Genomic DNA, 20,127 nt, shown 5'->3' with positions numbered 1-20,127 from the left:
ATTGTTATCTTCCTTTTTGAACATATTGTGGACGTTCAATGCTTAACCACAGGTAAAGTGCGGCATACGTTCGAAACGGCGTCCATGTTGTTGCAAGTTCAATAATTTCATCTTTGGTTGGCTTTTGTTTTAATTGGTAGAGTGATTTCATCGCATTCTGAATGCCAATATCAGCCGCAGGCAAGTGGTCCATTCTTCCTAAAGCAAACATCAGATAGTTTTCTGCAGTCCATCTCCCAATTCCTCGTATCTTCATAAGTTCTTCTATAATCTCTTCGTCTTCTTTTTCGGGTAACGATTGTAAATCTAGTTTACCCTCGATAATTAGACGCGAGGTATCTATCACATACTGAGCTTTCCTTTCGCTAAACTGTAAATTTCTTAATTCTTCCACAGTAAGGTAACTTACAATTTCCGGTGTTGGGTAAAACCAAACGCCGTCTTTTTGCTCCCCATATGTATGAACAAATCGTAAAGTCAACGTATGTGCAAATTTCAAATTTAATTGTTGATGAATAATTGTTTTCATCAAACAACCGTACTCCTCAAATTCACTGACAAGAGGCGTGCCAAAAAAACAATCAAATAATGTCGACAGTTTTGTCTCGGTAAAGTGGTCAGCGACTCTTTGTAAATCTCTTTCCCACCAAAAGATTTGAGATAGTCTATGTAAAACTGTATCTTTTTCCCCGCTACTTTCGATGAAAGCACTTACCTGGTCATTGCTCTCACTGAAAGATACGGTAGCGATTTTGTTTTGTTGAGGAATTGGAACTTTAACGCTAGCTTGTTCAATCCTAACGCTTACAAGAGGATCCGTAGCAAGTCGTTCTAACATACTCATGTAATTGTAAGGCTTCTTTATCCTTACTTTATGATTCCACATCACACCCCGCCTCCTCTTTCCTGTTAGAACTGGTTGACACTTCAAATTTAGTACTACTATTTCAACAAAAAGAGCGGGTACACCTTTATTTTTTCGAGATTCCTCTTTTCTTGTAGAAATTTCTATTTTGTAAATTCGGTGTAATAATATTTTACGATAAAGCTTATACATGTAAACGAGCCAAAAATAAGGGGGAATTTGATGAGGAAAAAAAGTTATTTTGCATTTTTACTATTTTTAATGCTAGTGCTAGCTGCCTGTGGTACGAGTGAGGATACTACTAGCAATGAAGCAGAACCAGAAAGTCCAGATGTTGAAGAAACTGAAAGTACAGATGAGGGACAAGAAGAGGAAGAAGAAGCTGCAGCCGATTGGGAAAAAGATGTGTACACGGTAGCTACGGATACGAACTATGTACCATTTGAATTTTTAGACCAAGATTCTGGTGAACTAATCGGATTTGACATCGACTTAATTAATGCTCTTGCAGAAGAAGCAGGAATAAACATTGAGATTGAAACATTGGAGTTTTCTGGAATTGTTGCTGGCATGGGGTCCGGCCGCTTTGATATCGGTATCGCAGGAATGACGATCACTGAGGAGAGAAAAGAAAACATCGACTTCTCTCAACCTTACTATGATGCGGGTCTTGTTGTTGCTGTCCACGTTGACAACGAAGATATTCAGTCTGTTGACGACCTAGCCGGTAAAACGGTAACGACACGGGTAGGTTCAACAAGTGAAACGTATATCATAGAAAACACAGAGGCGATTCCAGAAGCCTTTCCACAAATAACAGAGGCATACCAAAACGTCATTGCTGGTCGTGCAGATGCAACGATATATGATGTCCCTAACGTTCAATACTATGCCTCAACTGAAGGTGGCGGTCAGTTAAAAATTGTTGGTGACACATTAACAGGTGAGCAGTACGGAATTGCCTTTCCTAAAGGGTCCCCTTTACGTGATGTCATTGATGATGCATTGACAACGTTAAAAGAGAATGGAACATACGCTGACATATATGAAAAATGGTTTAACGAGCGCCCTGACGGAATGTAAGTTGGGCTAGTTCCTACACGCCTTACGATGAGATGATGGCTCATTGTAAGGCTTTTAAAACAATATCGACTTCTTTTAATTTCTACAAGTGAGGTGAATGCTTTGCCGGATATCAATCATATTACTGGAATTTTCCCCTTTTTACTTAAAGGGTTACAATTCACGTTACTCATAACGATTGTTGGGATCTTCTTTGGGTTTATCATTGGTTCAGTTATGGGACTGGCTCGGTTATCAAAAAATAAAATTGTCTATGGTATCGCGACGGTTTATGTTGAAGTGATTCGAGGAACTCCTATCCTTGCTCAAATCTTCTTTATCTATTTTGGTTTATCCGACCTTTCTGGTATTAACCTTGATAAAGTGACTGCTTCCATCATTGCTATCGCATTGAATGCTGGTGCATACATTGCTGAAATTGTCCGGGGTTCCGTTCATTCGATTAATAAAGGGCAAACGGAAGCTGGTCGTTCACTAGGGCTTTCCTCCTTTCAAACAATGCGATACATTGTTTGGCCTCAGGCAGTGAAACGAATGATTCCTCCACTCGGAAACCAGTTTATTATTAGTTTAAAAGATACATCCTTGTTCTCCGCAATCGCCGTTGGGGAAATTATGTACGTCGGCCAACAATATGCAAGTACAACCTTTGTATATTATGAACCCTATTTGATGATTTGTATCATGTATCTTCTCATTACAATTCCTTCGATGATTATTTTGCGTCGAATTGAACGGAGGCTGGATGTCTAGTGATTACAGTAAAAGAGTTAAAGAAATCATTTGGTGATGCCGAAGTGTTAAAAGGAATATCAACGACAATCCATGAAAAAGAAGTTGTTTGTGTAATTGGTCCTTCAGGGTCTGGAAAAAGCACGTTTTTACGTTGCTTAAATTTACTTGAGGATATCAGTGGTGGAACGATTGAAATTGATGGATCGGAATTAACCGACCCTTCAGTAGACATCAATGATGTTCGTTCAAGGGTAGGCATGGTTTTTCAACACTTTAACTTATTTCCGCATATGACGGTTCTTGAGAACATCACTCTCGCTCCCATGAAGGTAAAAGGAATGACGAAACAAGAAGCAGAAAAATTATGTCTCCCCCTGTTAGATAAAGTGGGACTTTCTGATAAAGCCCAAGTATATCCTTCTAGTTTATCCGGCGGCCAGAAACAACGAGTAGCCATCGCTCGAGCTCTTGCAATGAATCCAAAAGTCATGCTCTTTGATGAACCAACGTCAGCCCTTGATCCTGAACTCGTCGGCGAGGTATTAGCCGTTATGAAAGACCTAGCCGAAGAAGGAATGACCATGGTCGTCGTCACACACGAAATGGGATTCGCCCGTGAAGTAAGCGACCGCGTCTTCTTTATTGACGAAGGAATCTTTATGGAGGAAGGCAAACCAAGTCAAATCTTCACCAACCCAAAACACCCCCGCCTCCAATCCTTCCTAAGCAAGATTTTGTAAAGAAAAGCCGCTTTATGGCTTTTCTTTTAGCACTGAGCGAAGCCGCTACCAGTTTTTAAAGTCAAACAAATGTGGGTTTCTTTTGTTTGACGCGTAGCGAGCGAGCCAGTGCCCTTCTTGAGTTTGCTTCTAACACACCTACGTAACGGACATGAGAGCCTCTATTTTACGTTTTTTTCGATTTTTTTAGCTGTAACGGACACCAGAGACCTTATTTCTTGAAAATCAGGGTAAATCTCATCGTTTTTAAGAGAATAGAGGACTCAGGGTCCTTTAGAAATAAAGCAAAGTGAAAGAAGGTGGGGCAACAACCTTTTGTCCCACCCTTCATACAGTAACTTCCTTCTACTGTTCAGTTAATTCGTTTACAGAAACACTTAGTTTTTGAGTAGGGTCATCTATCGGGTGGATTGTTGCTTGTCCTTGGGTTTCATCGACATGTTCAATGAAAATACGTTGGCCATTGTACGTGACATTGGCCATTTTAGGTGATTCTGAAAGTTCTTGTGCTCTTTGAGCGTCCATGTTGTTCATCTCCTTTGTTTTTTCTCCCTATTTATTATTTGTTGTTTTTATTTGCGTATACGGACACAAAAAAAGAGCATCGATCCGATGTGGTCGACACTCAACAATAGATTGTTCGAGAATAGGTAAAGAATAACCGAAAATGATGTATTACTTAATTAGAATCATTATTGATTATACTGTAAGTGTACCCGAGATCACAGTTTAAAGTCAATACTAATTGATAATTATTATTAAGAAAGTAACTTTTTAACAAGTGCATATGTCCCTTTTTTATGAAGATATCGAAGGGGAATATCAAACTTGGTCGTTTGTCTTAGTATGCTTTTCTCATGGGAAAAGGTTAAAAAGCTACGCTCTCCATGATAAGCCCCATGTCCACTTTCTCCAACTCCTCCAAACGGCATATCTGGAGAAGCAAAATGGTACACCGTATCATTGATACAGCCTCCACCAAAGGAAACTTGCTCAATGATCGTTTCTTGTAATTGTCTATCTTCTGTAAATAGATATAAGGCTAGTGGGTTCGGACGGTCTCTTATAATATCAATAGCCTGTTCAATCGTCTTATACGTTAACACTGGTAGGATAGGTCCAAATATCTCTTCTTTCATCACAGGCGAATCCAATTGGACATCATCGAGAATCGTTGGTGCTACCCAGCGCTTGTCCTTATCAATATGCCCCCCATGAAGAACTGTGCCATTATATAAATAACTTTCTAGCCTGTCGACATGCTTTTCGTTGACAATGGTTGGGTATCTGTCAGCCAACATCGTTTCATCGCCATACATTTCTTCAATATAATGTACGAGCTTCTTTAAAAATGCTGTTTTCACCGTTTCTTGAACTAAAAGATAATCTGGAGCTATGCACGTTTGTCCAGCATTAATGAATTTCCCCCACACTATTCGTTTTGCAGCCAAGTCAATGTTTGCATCATCGTGAATAATCGTAGGACTTTTCCCACCCAGCTCCAATGTAACAGGAGTTAGATACTTTGCTGCTGCTTCCATTACTAACTTACCAACCTCGACACTTCCAGTGAAAAAAATATGGTCAAACCTTTCTTCTAAAAGGGCTTGGCTTGTTTCAACTTCACCTTCTACAACAGCAACATATTTTTCATCGAAGTGTTTGCTTATCAATTGATGGACGAGACGAGATGTATGCGGCGTATGTTCAGATGGTTTAATGACAGCGCAATTCCCAGCAGCTATGGCACCAATTAACGGAGCAATGGCTAATTGAAATGGATAATTCCAAGGGGCAATGATTAAGGTGACCCCATAGGGAACGCGATATATCATACTTTTAGAACCGACGTTTGTTAGAGTTGTTCGGACTTTTACGGGTTTTACCCATTTGCGAATATTCTTCAAAACTTCATTTATCTCACTATATAAATAACTAATCTCCGTAAGAAAAGCTTCATGCTCAGATTTATTTAAATCTTGTTTTAAGGCCGTGAGAATCTCTTGTTCATTTTCTTTAATCATGCTTTTTAGCTTTTTTATTTGTTCAATTCGAAATTCAACGTCTTTCGGTTCGCCATCAAAAAAATAAGCTCTTTGTTTCTGAAGTAATGTCGCAAATGTACCCATTCTTATCTCTCCTTCATTCTTACTTTCTTCCGTAATCCGCTTTAATTTCTCCCCATTTTTCCGTTTTCCATTTCAGAATTTTATTTTCATATGCATTCGTCTGCAACCATTTCTCGGCTCTATCCACAAGCGACCAGATGTATTCAGTGTCTTTATCTCGCTTTAGCGTAGAGTTTGCTTTTTTTGAACGGACCCATTTAATCGCCGTTTCAGAATCAGAATACACAGGAGTCGTCTCCCCTCTTTGCTTCAAATAGGCAAGTGCATGAACGATAGCAAGAAATTCGCCCATGTTGTTTGTACCAATATGGATTTCATCGTGTGCAAAAATAATTTCACCCGTTTTTGTATGAACTCCTTTGTATTCAACGATTCCAGGATTTCCTCTGCACCCTACATCAACAGATACGCTGTCCCAAATGACTTCTTCGTTCTCCAAATCTACTGGTTGTTTCTTTATTCTTCCTTTACTTGAACTTGATTTTGGTGCTGAACCACCTTTGAATGCTAGTTCGGCTTCTGTTTTAGTTGGAAACGACTTGAATTTTGCGCCTTGAAAACCTTTGACTTGTTTTTCACATTCTGCCCATGTATCAAATATTCCAGTATTTCTCCCGTTCCAGACTACATAGTATTTTTTTTTACTCATTGTTTCCTCCTACTTTACGTTGTACCTCTTGTTCTTTTTTTCGTTGGACATGCATCCATCTCCATGAAAGCGCAATGGCACCTGCACCTAGTCCAGCAATTAAGCCAATCCAATAGCCGTAAGGGCCATATGTCGTATAGTTAGCAAGCACGAATCCTGTCGGCAATCCAATCACCCAAAATGAAATAAGTGCCATCACAAAAGGAATATTGACATCCTTATGTCCACGCAATACCCCTTGAATAGGTGTAACAAGGGCATCAGACAACTGGAAAAATATCGCATAGATTAAAAAGCTTTGAATCAGCATCGCTACCTTTACATCGTTGGTATATAACAAAGACACACTTTCTCTCGTGTAAAACAAAATAATGGCAGCAACAACGGAAAACAAAATGGCCGTACTAACTCCCAAATAACTATATTGTTTGGCATCTTTAAGCCTTTTGGCTCCAACTTCATAGCCCACAACAATGGTCAGTGAAAATGCAATGCTCATCGGTACCATATATAATAGCGAAGCAAAGTTAATCGCAGCTTGATGCGCTGCAATTGTTGCTGTATTAAATTGACTCATTAGTAACGTCACTGCTGCAAATATACTTGTCTCAAAAAATATAGTTAGTCCTATTGGAAGTCCAAGCAGTAAAATTTCTTTCCATTTTGACAACGATACTTTATAAAACGTTCGTAATAATTGATAATCTGAAAACGGATGAACCTTTATGACAAAGTATAAAGTAACAGCTAAAATAAACACATACGTAATCGCTGATGCATAACCTGCCCCAATACCACCTAATGCAGGGAAACCAAGTTTGCCAAATATTAATATATAATTAAAAACAACATTTACGGGTAACGCAAGTAATGTAACAATCATCGTAATCCGTGTTTGTCCTAACGAATCAATAAAGCCCCGAAAGACTGCATGAATAAACAAAGGGAGAATCCCAAGTGAGAATCCTACTAAATAATGCTTAGCAATATGATGAACCTCATCCGTTAAACTCATAAGTGATAAAAACGGTTCAAGTAGAAACAGTCCCGCTATGATTATAATAATTGAAATGATCATTGCTAAATAAAGTCCTTGAATCACCGTAAACCCGACTTTATGATTTTCTTCTGCACCAATATAATGGGAGATCATCGGAGTAAGCGCAATTAAAATACCAGATAACCCGGTAAAAATCGGTAGCCATATACTCGAACCAATCGCAACTCCGGCTAAATCGTCAGGTCCTGCTTGCCCTGACATCACAGTATCAATGAAGTTCATTCCAAACATTCCAACTTGCGTCACTAATATCGGAACAAGCACGACAAGAAGAAGCTTAATTTTCTCTTTTATCGAAAAGGTTTGTCTCAAAGTTCATTCCTTCTTCCTTTATGTATCGAAGAGAATTATAACATGAACCGTTACAAAGAAAGAAGGTGTTTCACCTGAGAGATTTCTCTCTTCATGAAACACCTTCCTCTCGGTAGTCTTATTACATTTCAGGGACTAACCGAAGCTCATGTTTTGTATTTTGGTACACTTTGGGATTCATCGAAGATTCATGGTATTCTCCTGTTGTCCAAGCTTCTATTTGATCATCATACCACGGGCTCATCACATGACCAGATTGACCAGGTCCTACTACATGATAGGTTGTTGTTAAGTCTTTTACATCAAATATTCCTCTCCACCCAGCCCCGTGGTCCACTTCTCCTGTTTCAGCATTCCAACCAGCCGCCATAACAGTGACATTACTTCCACCAACTGGAGTCGGTGCAGAGTTGAACAAGAGATGTAACGGCTTAATGGCTGAAAGCGGGTGGTCAAACGGAATTGCATGGAATTCCCCCCAAGCCCACTTGGAGGCATTGTTCCCTTGTTCTTCAGTAATACGGTCGACTGCACGTTGTAAGGAGACCAAAGACACTTCAGAAAATCCACCTTTTTCTGCTACCCAAATGCCCTTTTCGCCACGAGCTTCCCGGCGTATCATCTCATCGACAATTCCTGCTCTACCTTCAAATAATTTCATCATATCTTCTGAGATTCTATCTTCGAATAGTAGGTCTGAAAAAGCTCCTATCCAGAGATGAAACACCAATGGGGCTCCCTCATCCTTATCATCAATATAATTCCAGTTCTCTAGTAAGGCTATTGCTTCTTTATCAATGTCTCGTAAATCAGCTCGATGACGGACTTGTTCTAGTAAATATGGTGTTAACTCTTTCCCTTGAAGATTAAGCTGGTCAAATTGTAACTCTTTCATATCTTCAACTGTTAATGCTTCCGTCTGTTCTAAAACTTCTACTATTCGTTGCATTCTAAACGGTTGTGCCCACGTATGAGTTATATGGTATGGATAATCATCTTCAACTATTTTATTATTCGCCGTCGCTATAAATCCTGACTCTGGATTTACGCTCGTCGGAAGCTCTTCCCAAGGGATATAACCGTCCCATTCATATTCATCAGTCCAACCAGGAACAGGCATAAGCGCGTCACCATTTTTACGAATTGGTATCAATCCGTTGGCGCGATAAGCAATTGTACCGTCTTTTGCAGCAAAAACAAAATTTTGAGCAGGTGTATGAAAATAAGTTAAGGCTTCTTTAAATTCATCCCAATTGGTCGCTCGGTTAAAACGAAGGACCGCCTCTAACTCTGCTGATGGGTCATGAGCTGTCCACCGTAACGATAATGCAGTATCTGGCTGTTCATCGTGTGCATATTCAGAAAAAATTGGCCCATGTCTAGTAATAATCACCTCATGTTTTACAGGATCGCCATCTTTTATTTTTATGACCTCATTGATAACTTTTGCTTGCTCCCACTCTCCCATATATTCAAATTGATATGGATTAACAGGATTTCTTTTTTCTATATATAACTGTTGTACATCTGGTCCAACATTCGTTACTCCCCATGCAATATGCTCGTTATTACCTAAAATCACACCTGGAATCCCAGCAAAAATCACTCCATTTACATGAACGTTTGGTGATTTCAAATGAGTCTGGTACCAAATCGACGGTGTCGCTAAACTTAAGTGAGGGTCATCTGCTAGTAATGGATAGCCTGAAGTCGTCCTCTCACCTGAAATAACCCAGTTGTTACTTCCATTGAAGGGATCCGGAATCACTGCATGACTAAAACTTTTTTCAATATCGAGGTCATGCTCCCTCAGGGCTTGGAGAACTGTCGGAGCATCTTCTGGATAGGAAGGTAACAGTTCTACTACTTCCTCATCAGAAAAGTTCTGCGCTAGATAATATCTAAACGCTTGACCTTGCCAATTGCCACTCAAATCAAACGCCATGAACTTTCCTATTGTGAGAGAATCGACACTTGTCCACGGTTCTGGTTCATAGCCCATAAATCGAAATTCTATTGGTAATGTCCCGTTCGCTTTTGCTTCTCTAATAAACGTGTTCACTCCAGCAGCATATGCTTCTAACGCTTCGATTGCTTCTTCTGAATAAATTGGAATTGAAGCCTCAGCTGCTCGACGAAGTCCAAAAGTACGAAAGAATTTATCACGTTCTAGCGCTGCTTCGCCAACAACTTCACTCAACCGTCCCGACGCTTGACGTCGACTCAAATCCATTTGAAACAAGCGCTCTTGTGCTGTCACATATCCTTGAGCAAGGTATAAGTCCGTGTTATTTGCTGCTTCAATGGTTGGTACACCTTGCTCATCCCTCCACACCGTTACAGGTTGAGATAATCCTCTAATTTCAACTTCTCCACTTGTCATAGGAACTGGTTTCTTCAGCTGAATATACCCCCACAAAGCTGCCGAAGTAATGACTACAAGAAGTACGAGTAAGATACTTATCAAAATCCTTGTTAACGTGCGTGTTTTCCTCTTCCCTGCCTTCGTATCTAGTACTTCTTTCACTAAAACCCCTCCTAATTGTAAGCGTTTACACTTTAACTTATTCTAAATTACGTTTATATAAAACTATTATACGAGAAATTCTTTCGTTTTCCTTCTTTTCTACTGTTCTCTTTCAAGCAGGTCTCTCCAGCTTTGATAATGGTGAACATCAATACCAGTAAAGTGTGATTGTTTTTTATAAAAATAAAGCAACTCTCTTATCGTCTCGTCTAGCTTAGATTGGTGGTGATAATAAAAGCTAACTCGTTCATTGTCAATCTCAATCGTTTCAATGGCGATACGAACCTTTTTATTTTCTTCTTTTGCTAGCTGTAAAAAGGGATCAAATAATTCAATTAAGCCGTTTTCTCCTAAAAGGTCTGTACGGTAGGTCATAACCGACAACTGGTCAGCTGACTGAACAAGCCACCTTCCTAAACTTCCCATTCCATGTCTATTGTCATACGTCATTGTCGAAAACCAAAAAGGGACCGCTAATTCAAATTCCATTTCTGGGGGCATCCCTGTTGACACATGTTGAATGACGGTTTGAAAATCTAGTATCACCTGTTCAGGATTTTCTTCCCAATCTGGCAGTAAATAAGGCTCGATATCTAAATGAATCCCGGTGAACTGTTGATTAGGGTTTGATGTTGCACTGTAATCATAAATCCACGCTAGAAGGTCTTTCCATTCAGGTGTGTGGATCCATTCGGGTGCACCATCAAGAGCAAATACATTTATGTTTTTCTCGTTTGCTAATGCTATAAATGATTGATAGGTTTCAAAAGGGAGAGTTTGGTCAATTTGAACATAAAGAGCACCGATGTTTTGTTGTTCTGAAAATGACAAAATCGCTTCATGTTCATGCACCAATAACTGGCTATCCCATACCCAGGTCGCAAAGGTTTTTTCTTGTTTGTCCAAAACAAAGAACCATATACAAATACAAACGAAACAGGACAAACTAACTATTATTACTGCTTTCTTCTTCATAATACCCTCCTTTGGTAGGAATATTTACTATCAATTTTGTTGTCGAGCGTTTATGATTACAATATCAATTGCTGCACTCGGGAGGAATTACAGTGAAAAAAATTATATGGATTGTTCTTATCGTTTTTATTTTCCTGTTGCCATTTGTGACATGGCAACTAAAAAAGGAGCAACCGCTTGAAGTATTAATTTTGGATAAAACGGTACCGAACGATACATATCGCGAACACAAGGGACTATCTTGGTTACTAAACCATCAAAAATACACGCACACTAACGGTAATATTTATGATTACACACAAGATTATGTCGGTTTCAAGCCTCTTCCAAACCAAGAGTATAAAATTGAAACTATCCTTGACGTTACTCAACCTAAGTATGACCTAATATATATCGCTGATACGTATGGTGTCTATGAAAACGACTTTTTTCAAGATGAGGCACAACAAGAAAAAGCTGAGTTAATATATGGTGGCATCACGGAAGAAGAAATCTCTCATATTCATAATTTAGCCTTTGAATCTGAAGCTACGCTTGTCGTTGAATTTAACAGTTTTGCAAGTCCTACACAACAACCTGCTAGAGAAAAGTTTACTGACTTATTAAATATTACATGGACAGGTTGGACCGGTTGTTTTTTTCCTGAGCTTGGGTCTGATTTACCAAACTGGATAACTAGAGAATACGAAGCCTACAGTGGAGAAGAATGGAATTATGCTGGGCCAGGCTATGTGCTTGTCTCAGAAAAAAATGAATTTATTGTGTTAGAGCAAGGGAAAGACAGTGGCGATAAAGGAATACGTCTTGAGTTTACTGAAGCAGGAACTGAGGAATTTGGTCTAAGCAGTAGCCCGCCTTATTACTATTGGTTTGATATTATTACGCCAGTGGATGAAGAAGAAGTTCTAGCTTACTATCATTGGGATTTAACTGACAGTGGGATAGCAAAACTTGAAGCTCAGCAGTTACCCGTTCAATTTCCGGCAGTGACCAAAACAGAAAAATATGGCTTTCCAAGCTATTACTTTGCTGGTGATTATGTCGATATTGACTCGTTACCGTTTACGTATCAAATGAGCGGACTATCTTGGCTGAAGTCTTTAACTTCAATAGACCGTATTGGGGACCCTCAAGCTTTTTTTTGGACAACCTATGCACCGATGATGCAGAGTATTTTATCCAAAACAAGCGAAACACTCTCCACCGAAGCGGTAGTAAGAGATGTCTTTACCAGTGGCGATTTAAAATATAATAGTAGAACATCTGACCATTCTTTATTAGAAATTTATCGAGATGGAAACTGGGAAGACCTTATTATTAAAGGCGTTAACATCGGAATGGGTCGTCCTGGAAGTTGGCCAGGTGAAGCTGCGATTACAGAAGACGCTTATTATCGTTGGTTCACGCAAATTGGAGAAATGAATGCGAATGCTGTCCGGGTTTATACCCTACACCCTCCTGGCTTTTATCGAGCTCTTGCAAGATATAATCAAACAACAGCTGATCCGATTTACGTGTTTCACGGAATGTGGATTGACGAAGAAGAACTTGTTCAATCACAAAATGCATTTGATGAAGTGAATGATGAATCTTTTAATGTTGAGATTAGAAACGTGATTGATGCGGTTCATGGAAACATTACGATTCCACAACAGCGTGGCCATGCATTCGGTACGTATTCTGCCGATATATCTACCTATGTTCTTGGTTGGATTATTGGAATTGAGTGGGATCCCGAAATGGTGTTGAACACGAATGAAGCGAATGATAATCTATCCGACTTTGCTGGAGATTATTTTATTACTAAGGATGCAGAGCCATTTGAAGTTTGGCTTGCTGAAAAAATGGAATATGTTGTAGCTTATGAAATGGAACAATATCAGTGGCAACGACCGTTATCTTTTACAAATTGGCCGACTACCGATATTCTTTCCCATCCGGCTGAACCGACATATTTTGAAGACTTAGTGTCCGTTAATCCAAATACAATCATACCTACAGAATCATTGGAAGCAGGTTATTTTGCATCTTACCATGTATATCCGTATTACCCTGACTTTCTAAATTTTGAGCCTTCTTATTTAGAGTATGTCGACCAACGTGGTCAAAAAAATACGTATGCTGGTTATTTACATGAATTGCGACAGGTTCATGACATGCCTGTTCTTATCGCTGAATTCGGTTTGCCTTCATCAAGAGGCTTGACTCATACTGACCCGTACGGATTAAATCAAGGTTTCCTGACCGAAACTGAGCAAGGCGAAGGGGTAGCCTATTTGTATGAAACAATTGTCGCTGAAGACATGATGGGTGGCATGTTGTTTGTTTGGCAGGATGAATGGTTTAAACGAACTTGGAATACGATGCATCTAGATATGCCAGACCATCGCCCTTTATGGTCAAATGTTCAAACCAATGAACAGCGATTTGGATTAGTTAGTTTTGATCCTAATGTGATTTCTATAGATGGAGTTGTCGAGGACTGGGAAAACGTTGATCCCCTGTTCGAAAGAGAAGATTCTGAAGATATTTCCGCTCTTTATGTTACTCATGATGAAGCCTATTTATATGTTCGACTTGATTATAATGATACGATTGACATCGACAATTTAAATACAATGATTTTATTTAATACTGTTGAGAATCAAGGGATTACATCAGTAGTTGGCAATGATATTAACGAAGGAGCTGACTTTGTTCTCCATTTAAATGGACGCAAGACCTCTCGTCTTTTAGTGGATAGCTACTATGATAGTTTTTATCATTTTTATAAAGATGAGAACTTCCTTGAGGAAAAAAGCTATGCAACGGTCAAGGATAATGGAATTTTCCATCCGATACAGATGCTAACTAGTAAACCCATGTTGATTCCTAGTACAGGTCAGGTTATTCCGTACGAGTCTCATGAAACAGGTAAGTTACGATACGGAATTAGCAATCCTGACTCACCTGATTATGAATCGTTAGCTGATTTTTATAGCAACGGTAATACGGTAGAATTAAGAATTCCTTGGCAAATTTTAAATATTACTGACCCTAGCCATAAAAAGCGACTTGGTTCGATTCAAGACGGAAAGTGGGAGACAGAAAAGGACATTACCGAGTTTTCATTGAAAGCCGTCACCTATACTTCTGACCGAAACGTACCGTTTGAGCAACTTGAAGACGTCAAATTCCTTGATTCCACCCCGTGGAGTTTTTACGATTGGGAACCATGGGTCCAACCGCAATACAAAGAAAGATTAAAGGATTCTTACTATATTATCCAAGAAGCATTCTCTAAGAAAAACCGCTAACGTGAACTAGCTTACAAGACATCTATGAGCATTATACTTTCGAACTTCGTAAAAAAAGGCATCCCATTAGTGATTAATGGTGATGCCTTTCTTTTTGTTGTTCTAATTTATTGGTAACGAATTTTTTTACTAAAAACAAACCGCAATACAAGATGATAAGAGATGCTCCGATCATTAACACTAAACTTTCCCACGGGTAGCCTTGACTAAATTGCCCAAAATACATTCCTGAGAAAAAGAACAATGAGCACCAAACAAAGGCACTGCTATAAGCCAATAAAGCAAACTTAAGAAAGGAAAGTTTTCTCATTCCATATAAGAATGGTACGATGTTTCGAACACCTGGTATAAAATAGCTGAAGGATAAGGAATACGTTTGGTACTTATCAATAAGAGATGTAGCAATCGTAATGTATTTTCTTGTCCCTTTACGCTGTAACCATTGTAAAACGGGGTATCCGATAAAACGACCTATAAAAAAACTTGTTGTTAAGCTAGCAACGATTCCAGAGTATGTCATTATAAAAGCAAGCGGTGGATGTAACAACGTTCCTGAAATAAAACCAAATGAGGATACGAGTACTTCATTTGGTACAGGGGCTATGAACATTCCGAGCCAAACCCATAAAAACAATGCGACGTAGCCGTAGTCTTTCACTGCAACGAGCAGGAAATCAACATCCATGCTATCATCTTCTTTCTAATGTATTGGAATACTTTAATTACCATTATCATACTCTCAATCTATTAGTAACTCAACTAACATGCTCATATAACGTTAGAATTGAAACACAAAATATCCAAAACAAGCTGTATTTACAAGAAACGTTATACCTGCTGCAATTAAAGCCCCTTGCATTAGTTTATTCATTTTTCTTAAGTAACATATGACAACTAGTGGAACAACATAAGCTAGTTGAATCAATCCAATCATAAATATAGCTGGAATAAAGACAATGCTCAAAATGAGATGCCCTGCTAGGACCAAGCATAATCCTACCCATATTTTATTCCACTTTGCTACTACCTCCTCAGTCATGGTTTGTCACCACCATTTCATTGCGAATGATTTCAAGTTTTTTCTCTAGATCTCCTCGGTAAAAAAGGTTGTACGTGTCAAAAGGAATTATTCGACCATCCGGATGTGCGATATGGACACATGACTTCTTAACAGAGCGAACATCAAAGTCGTACGCATCTAGAAATTGCATAATAATAACTCTAAAAACGTTATCATAGCCAATATTCATCGGTGTCGACACTTTCGGAAGACAGCAGAGAAGATCTTTTAATTGAATAGCAGATGAGAGTGGCGACTGATTTAAACTAAACAGTGAAAATAACTTCTTCTTCATTTCCTCATTTTGTTCATAGACGATTGTATTTTCTGGTCCTGACAATAACACATCTGGGTCAATCATCCCTGTTAATGGAGTTACTGCATTTCCCATCTTAATGGCGTATCCCATTGCTAAACAATCCGGGTGACACGGTACAGGTATGATGTCATCATCTTTAAAAACTCCACTTTGGTCGATAACCATTTTTCTTACTTCACTTAATGTTAGGCGGTCAGTAGCAGGATTATAGTTTTCTAACCTACCTGCTGCTTGAATCGGTTGAAACGTAACTCCTCGGACAGAGCGTTGCTTTAAACCATACTGAATAATAGAGCCTACTTCATGGTCGTTTAATCCCTTTTTCAGTGTTACGACAAGTGTGGTAGATATATTATATTCATTTAAGTTCTCGATTGCCTTTTTGCGAATGTCACGCAAATCGGCTCCACGTAACTCCTTTAGCACACTTTCTTCAAAGCTATCAAACTGTAAATAAATTTCGAAACCTGGAGAGTAGGATGCTAGTCTTTTCGCAAACTGTTTATCTTGAGCTATTTTAATTCCATTCGTATTCACCATTATATGCTTTATAGGTTTGGACTTTGCCAAATCCAATATATCAAAAAAATGTGGATGAATCGTGGGCTCTCCTCCACTAATTTGGACAATGTCTGGTTCACGTTCATTTTTCACAATCGCATCAAGCATTTCTTCAATGTCCTCTAGCGAACGCCATGTTTCTTTATGAGGAGACGATTCCGCATAGCAAATCGGACATTGTAGGTTACATTTATCAGTGACTTCAAGCAAGGTTAAACAACTGTGCTGTTCATGGTCAGGGCAAATTCCACAATCATAAGGACAACCATATTTTATAGGTGTATTCCAACGATATGGCATTTCAGCTGGCTTTATATATTGGCGACATTTCTTATAGTAATCAATGTCTGTTGAAATCAATACTTTTTCCCTACCATGGTGCCGACAGTGCTTTACCATATATACGTTTTCATTTTCAAAAATGATTTTCGCTTCTACTTTTCGTAAACAGGTGGAGCAAATGCTATTCGTTAACTCATACATGATGTACGGACGATTCGGCATGTTTCATTCTCCCTTTCCACTTTCGAGATAGTAAGTACACATAATAAAGCAATCCGAGTATGGCAGCTATTTGGATATGATTTAATACTCCATATGATGTTGGTATTGGTTTGATAAATTCAATGACAAAGCGAAAAGACAAATACGTTATCATAAAAAGCTGAAACAAAAGACCCTCCCAAAGGATAAGGTTATTCCGTTTTAAAATAGCTACAAATACAATAAATAACAGCAGTAACGCTACTTCATACAGTTGTGTAGGATGTCGTGCGATTCCATCACCAAAATTCACACCAGTAACCCAGGTGGTCGGTGTACCATGAGTTCGGTCGGGTAAACCTGTTAGAAAACAACCGACTCGACCTATTGCCATTCCTATAGCTAAAGGAATTACGATGTCATCACCGGTTGAGTTTTTCCAGCCAATTACTTTCTTGGCTACTTCAACTCCGATTAGACCACCAAGTAATCCCCCAACAATCGTTTTCCCTTCCATTAAATAATGAAGGTTCAAAATATTTTCAATCGTTACCATTGGTTCTTCAAACCAATATAAAATTTTCGAACCTATTGCTGCTCCAAGAATGGCGCCTATAATCACCCAAATCGCTTTATCTTTTGGCATCTGCTCTTTTCTTCTTGTCCATAAATACAGGCGAAATCCAATAAAATACGCAAGCAGTTCAAACAGAAAATGAGGATGAAGTGAGAGAGGCCCTATTTCTATATAAAACGGAAACGTCATGGTCTTACTCCTTACAGTAATGTTTTTTCAATTAAGGAAGTGTTTTCATCGGAAAGCATTAATAATCTTTGAGGTAGTTTCTGTGGAGGAATTTAGAGAGTTTTAATTAATTCCATTTTATCCCACGCAATAGCAGTTAACAACTTATTTTTTTGCTAATTAGATTCGATGAATCTCATTTTCCTTTTAATCTACTATTTTTTTAGGTCATTTTTACTATTTATCGGTTTTTTTTATAATCAAAGTAGTTATCGCTTTACACACATGAACAAATGTTATACATTCATGGTGTATTACTTATACAAAACTTATATCAGGAGGTTTCACAATGAAAAAATCAAAGATTTTTGTAATGTCACTAGTTTTTATGTTGCTTATGTCAATGACAATGGGTGCACTAGCAAATGAAGGAGAGGCAGATATTGTTGATACTGCGATTGCTGCTGATGACTTCAACACGTTAGTTGCTGCAGTTCAAGCTGCGGATTTAGTTGATGCACTTAAAGGTGAGGGACCGTTTACTGTCTTTGCTCCAACTGATGAAGCTTTTGCTACTTTATTAAACGATTTAGGTGTTACTGCTGAGGAGTTACTTCAAAGTGAAGACTTAGCTAACATTCTTTTATATCATGTTGTTGAAGGAAAAGTTATGTCTTCTGACCTTTCTGACGGCATGGAAGCTACTACGTTAAATGGAGAAACAGTTACTATTTCATTAGACCCTGTTCGTGTAAATGAATCTAATGTAGTTGCAGCTGACATTGAAGCTTCTAACGGTGTCATTCATGTAATTGATGCGGTATTATTGCCACAAGGAGAAGAGGAAGCTGAAGAACCAGCTCAAGCTGATATTGTTGATACAGCCGTATCTGCTGGTATGTTCAATACATTAGTTGCTGCCGTTCAAGCTGCAGATTTAGTAGACGCACTTAAAGGTGAAGGTCCTTTCACTGTGTTCGCTCCAACTGATGAGGCGTTTGCTGCTTTATTAGAAGAGTTAGGGCTAACTGCTGAAGAATTGCTTGAAAGTGACGATTTAGCTAGCATTCTTTTATATCATGTTGTTGAAGGAAAAGTTATGTCTTCTGACCTTTCTGATGGCATGGAAGCTACTACGTTAAATGGAGAAACAGTTACTATCTCATTGGATCCTGTTCGTGTGAATGATGCAAACGTTGTTACAGCAGATATTGAAGCTTCTAACGGTGTCATTCACGTAATTGATGCAGTCTTACTGCCTCAAGGTGACGAAGCTGCAGAACCAGTTGAAGAAGAAGCACCAGAAGAAACAACTGAAGGTTCAACTCCTGGGGGAAATGAAGCTGATGAAGAAGAAGCAGCTACTCCAGCCATTCCAAAAACAAGTAACGAATCTATTCTAGTTTATGTACTTCTTTCTATTATTTCCGGTGGTACACTATTCTATCTTCTAGGAAGAAAGAAGTTTAGTAGAGCGTAAACAAGTAAAACACATAGTTTTAGAAAATTACGGTGGAATGTGTCAAAAGGATTAACCCCCTTTTGACACCCTCACCTATCGCGTTCAGTAGTTAGGATGTTTTCCATGAAAATAAAACGAGTATTTGTATATAGCTGTATTGCTATATTTCTATTTTCAACTTATAAAGTGGTTGATTCGTATGTATCAAGCTACCAAAATCAACAAGTATATGCATCTGTACAAGAGGTGTACAACAATGATGTTATTCCAAAGAAAAGCATCCCCCCTAAAGAATCCAATGAACCAATAATCCAAGAACCCTTTGAGTCATTACTAGATATTAATGAAGACACGGTCGGTTGGATATCTATTGAAGATACAAAGATTGATTATCCAATCGTTCAAAGGGACGATAACGAATATTACCTAACTCATGATTTTGAACAGACCCCATCTAAGGCTGGCTCTATCTTTATGGATTTTCGCAATGCCTCTGATTTTACAGACCGCCACTCTATTTTATATGGCCACCATATGAGAGATGGCTCTATGTTTAAAGGGTTAATGGCGTTTAGGGACATTGAGTTCTTCGAAGAGAATCAGGTGTTTTCCGTTCAGTCTCTTTATGAGGAGACAAGGTGGGAGATATTCTCGGCTTATGTTACAGACACTACCTTTTATTACATTGTTACCGATTTTGATACAGATGAGGAGTATCTTGATTTCCTGCATGAATTACAGGTGCGGTCGTTGCATAAGACAGACATCGAGTTATCATCGGACGACCAAATTCTAACTCTATCAACATGCGCTTATGATTTTAACGATGCACGCTTTGTTGTGCACGCCCGTAAAATTCAATAATCCGACCCAATGGACGTTCAGAGTACCTTACTCTGGACGTTTTTTTCCTTTTTGATGAATTAATGTGATTTTTCATGAATTAGCCTTCATTTTTCATGGATTATCCTCCACTTTTCATGAATTATTGACATATTTCATGAAATACGCACAATTTTTCATGAATTCAGCTGCAATGGCTTCACTCGCCACAAAGCCCGTTGTGAGAAAAACCACTCACACTTGCTTTAAAAGAAGGTGGCGGTTTCGCTCATTGCTTAGAGGA

At 38.7% G+C, this 20,127-nt stretch carries 17 protein-coding genes; 6 read left to right on the top strand and 11 right to left on the bottom strand.

All coding sequences use genetic code 11. From position 1 onward, the window contains the following. Nucleotides 1-4: 4 nt before the first annotated feature. On the bottom strand, nucleotides 5-886 hold the full coding sequence (locus tag BK585_RS02170; RefSeq protein ID WP_078551500.1) for a DNA-3-methyladenine glycosylase family protein: 882 nt from the start codon (nucleotides 884-886) through the stop codon (nucleotides 5-7). A gap of 201 nt (nucleotides 887-1,087) precedes the next feature. On the opposite strand from BK585_RS02170, the gene BK585_RS02165 reads away from it, so the two are divergent. From BK585_RS02165 to BK585_RS02155, 3 genes are all read left to right on the top strand, one after another. Beyond that, a complete protein-coding gene (locus tag BK585_RS02165) occupies nucleotides 1,088-1,948 on the top strand; it encodes a glutamine ABC transporter substrate-binding protein (RefSeq protein WP_078551499.1) in 861 nt (286 codons plus the stop codon). Nucleotides 1,949-2,050: 102 nt separating this feature from the next. After that, the gene (locus tag BK585_RS02160) at nucleotides 2,051-2,701 is read left to right on the top strand and encodes an amino acid ABC transporter permease (protein WP_170885449.1); all 651 of its coding nucleotides are present in this window, start codon (nucleotides 2,051-2,053) and stop codon (nucleotides 2,699-2,701) included. Further along, entirely contained in the window at nucleotides 2,701-3,423 is a 723-nt protein-coding gene (locus BK585_RS02155) for an amino acid ABC transporter ATP-binding protein (protein ID WP_078551497.1), read from the top strand. Before BK585_RS02160 ends, BK585_RS02155 begins: the two co-directional genes overlap by 1 nt. A 345-nt stretch (nucleotides 3,424-3,768) precedes the next feature. Here BK585_RS02155 and BK585_RS02150 read toward each other — a convergent pair whose 3' ends face one another. The 6 genes from BK585_RS02150 to BK585_RS02125 form a co-directional block, all read right to left on the bottom strand. Beyond that, nucleotides 3,769-3,948: a small acid-soluble spore protein H gene (locus BK585_RS02150; protein ID WP_078551496.1), complete on the bottom strand. Its 180-nt coding sequence runs from the start codon at nucleotides 3,946-3,948 to the stop codon at nucleotides 3,769-3,771. 233 nt (nucleotides 3,949-4,181) lie between these two features. Further along, nucleotides 4,182-5,552 (bottom strand): aldehyde dehydrogenase, encoded by a 1,371-nt coding sequence (locus tag BK585_RS02145; protein ID WP_078551495.1) that lies wholly within the window; start codon nucleotides 5,550-5,552, stop codon nucleotides 4,182-4,184. Nucleotides 5,553-5,571: 19 nt separating this feature from the next. Continuing rightward, nucleotides 5,572-6,201 carry a ribonuclease H gene (gene rnhA / locus BK585_RS02140; RefSeq protein WP_078551494.1) on the bottom strand — a complete coding sequence of 210 codons (630 nt, stop codon included), beginning with the start codon at nucleotides 6,199-6,201 and terminating at the stop codon, nucleotides 5,572-5,574. Further along, the gene (locus BK585_RS02135) at nucleotides 6,194-7,573 is read right to left on the bottom strand and encodes an MATE family efflux transporter (RefSeq protein WP_078551493.1); all 1,380 of its coding nucleotides are present in this window, start codon (nucleotides 7,571-7,573) and stop codon (nucleotides 6,194-6,196) included. Before BK585_RS02135 ends, rnhA begins: the two co-directional genes overlap by 8 nt. Before the next feature lie 121 nt (nucleotides 7,574-7,694). After that, nucleotides 7,695-10,100, bottom strand: a complete 2,406-nt coding sequence (locus tag BK585_RS02130; RefSeq protein ID WP_078551492.1) for a penicillin acylase family protein — start codon at nucleotides 10,098-10,100, stop codon at nucleotides 7,695-7,697. Nucleotides 10,101-10,199: 99 nt separating this feature from the next. Beyond that, nucleotides 10,200-11,075: a hypothetical protein gene (locus tag BK585_RS02125; protein WP_078551491.1), complete on the bottom strand. Its 876-nt coding sequence runs from the start codon at nucleotides 11,073-11,075 to the stop codon at nucleotides 10,200-10,202. Between the two features lie 92 nt (nucleotides 11,076-11,167). On the opposite strand from BK585_RS02125, the gene BK585_RS02120 reads away from it, so the two are divergent. After that, nucleotides 11,168-14,371, top strand: coding sequence for a hypothetical protein (locus BK585_RS02120; RefSeq protein ID WP_078551490.1), 3,204 nt, complete (start codon nucleotides 11,168-11,170; stop codon nucleotides 14,369-14,371). Between the two features lie 73 nt (nucleotides 14,372-14,444). Here BK585_RS02120 and BK585_RS02115 read toward each other — a convergent pair whose 3' ends face one another. The 4 genes from BK585_RS02115 to BK585_RS02100 all read right to left on the bottom strand — a co-directional run bounded on the left by BK585_RS02115 (nucleotide 14,445) and on the right by BK585_RS02100 (nucleotide 17,560). Further along, nucleotides 14,445-15,056, bottom strand: coding sequence for a DedA family protein (locus BK585_RS02115; RefSeq protein WP_078551489.1), 612 nt, complete (start codon nucleotides 15,054-15,056; stop codon nucleotides 14,445-14,447). A gap of 93 nt (nucleotides 15,057-15,149) precedes the next feature. Continuing rightward, on the bottom strand, nucleotides 15,150-15,410 hold the full coding sequence (locus BK585_RS02110) for a hypothetical protein (RefSeq protein ID WP_078551488.1): 261 nt from the start codon (nucleotides 15,408-15,410) through the stop codon (nucleotides 15,150-15,152). Next, the gene (locus BK585_RS02105; RefSeq protein ID WP_078551487.1) at nucleotides 15,403-16,815 is read right to left on the bottom strand and encodes a radical SAM protein; all 1,413 of its coding nucleotides are present in this window, start codon (nucleotides 16,813-16,815) and stop codon (nucleotides 15,403-15,405) included. The genes BK585_RS02110 and BK585_RS02105 overlap by 8 nt, the downstream gene beginning before the upstream one ends. Beyond that, a complete protein-coding gene (locus BK585_RS02100; RefSeq protein ID WP_078551486.1) occupies nucleotides 16,787-17,560 on the bottom strand; it encodes a prolipoprotein diacylglyceryl transferase in 774 nt (257 codons plus the stop codon). Before BK585_RS02100 ends, BK585_RS02105 begins: the two co-directional genes overlap by 29 nt. A gap of 328 nt (nucleotides 17,561-17,888) precedes the next feature. Between BK585_RS02100 and BK585_RS24345 the strand changes: the two genes are divergently transcribed. Both BK585_RS24345 and srtB read left to right on the top strand, forming a co-directional pair. Next, a complete protein-coding gene (locus BK585_RS24345) occupies nucleotides 17,889-19,019 on the top strand; it encodes a fasciclin domain-containing protein (protein WP_078551485.1) in 1,131 nt (376 codons plus the stop codon). Between the two features lie 105 nt (nucleotides 19,020-19,124). Continuing rightward, nucleotides 19,125-19,865 (top strand): class B sortase, encoded by a 741-nt coding sequence (srtB, locus tag BK585_RS02090; RefSeq protein ID WP_170885448.1) that lies wholly within the window; start codon nucleotides 19,125-19,127, stop codon nucleotides 19,863-19,865. The last annotated feature ends 262 nt before the right edge of the window (nucleotides 19,866-20,127 follow it).

The organism is Bacillus alkalicellulosilyticus, from assembly GCF_002019795.1.
GTDB classification, from domain to species: Bacteria; Bacillota; Bacilli; order Bacillales; family Bacillaceae_F; genus Bacillus_AO; species Bacillus_AO alkalicellulosilyticum.
Note: the sequence above shows the minus strand (reverse complement) of the source record. Positions and strands in the feature narration are given on the sequence as shown.

Excerpts from the sequence above, each read along its gene's own strand:
- rnhA (WP_078551494.1), bottom strand. The coding sequence starts at position 6,201 with ATGAGTAAAAAAAAATACTATGTAGTCTGGAACGGGAGAAATACTGGA.
- BK585_RS24345 (WP_078551485.1), top strand. The coding sequence starts at position 17,889 with ATGAAAAAATCAAAGATTTTTGTAATGTCACTAGTTTTTATGTTGCTT.
- BK585_RS02100 (WP_078551486.1), bottom strand. The coding sequence starts at position 17,560 with ATGACGTTTCCGTTTTATATAGAAATAGGGCCTCTCTCACTTCATCCT.
- BK585_RS02145 (WP_078551495.1), bottom strand. The coding sequence starts at position 5,552 with ATGGGTACATTTGCGACATTACTTCAGAAACAAAGAGCTTATTTTTTT.
- BK585_RS02165 (WP_078551499.1), top strand. The coding sequence starts at position 1,088 with ATGAGGAAAAAAAGTTATTTTGCATTTTTACTATTTTTAATGCTAGTG.
- BK585_RS02105 (WP_078551487.1), bottom strand. The coding sequence starts at position 16,815 with ATGCCGAATCGTCCGTACATCATGTATGAGTTAACGAATAGCATTTGC.
- BK585_RS02150 (WP_078551496.1), bottom strand. The coding sequence starts at position 3,948 with ATGGACGCTCAAAGAGCACAAGAACTTTCAGAATCACCTAAAATGGCC.
- BK585_RS02110 (WP_078551488.1), bottom strand. The coding sequence starts at position 15,410 with ATGACTGAGGAGGTAGTAGCAAAGTGGAATAAAATATGGGTAGGATTA.
- BK585_RS02125 (WP_078551491.1), bottom strand. The coding sequence starts at position 11,075 with ATGAAGAAGAAAGCAGTAATAATAGTTAGTTTGTCCTGTTTCGTTTGT.
- BK585_RS02170 (WP_078551500.1), bottom strand. The coding sequence starts at position 886 with ATGTGGAATCATAAAGTAAGGATAAAGAAGCCTTACAATTACATGAGT.
- srtB (WP_170885448.1), top strand. The coding sequence starts at position 19,125 with ATGAAAATAAAACGAGTATTTGTATATAGCTGTATTGCTATATTTCTA.
- BK585_RS02115 (WP_078551489.1), bottom strand. The coding sequence starts at position 15,056 with ATGGATGTTGATTTCCTGCTCGTTGCAGTGAAAGACTACGGCTACGTC.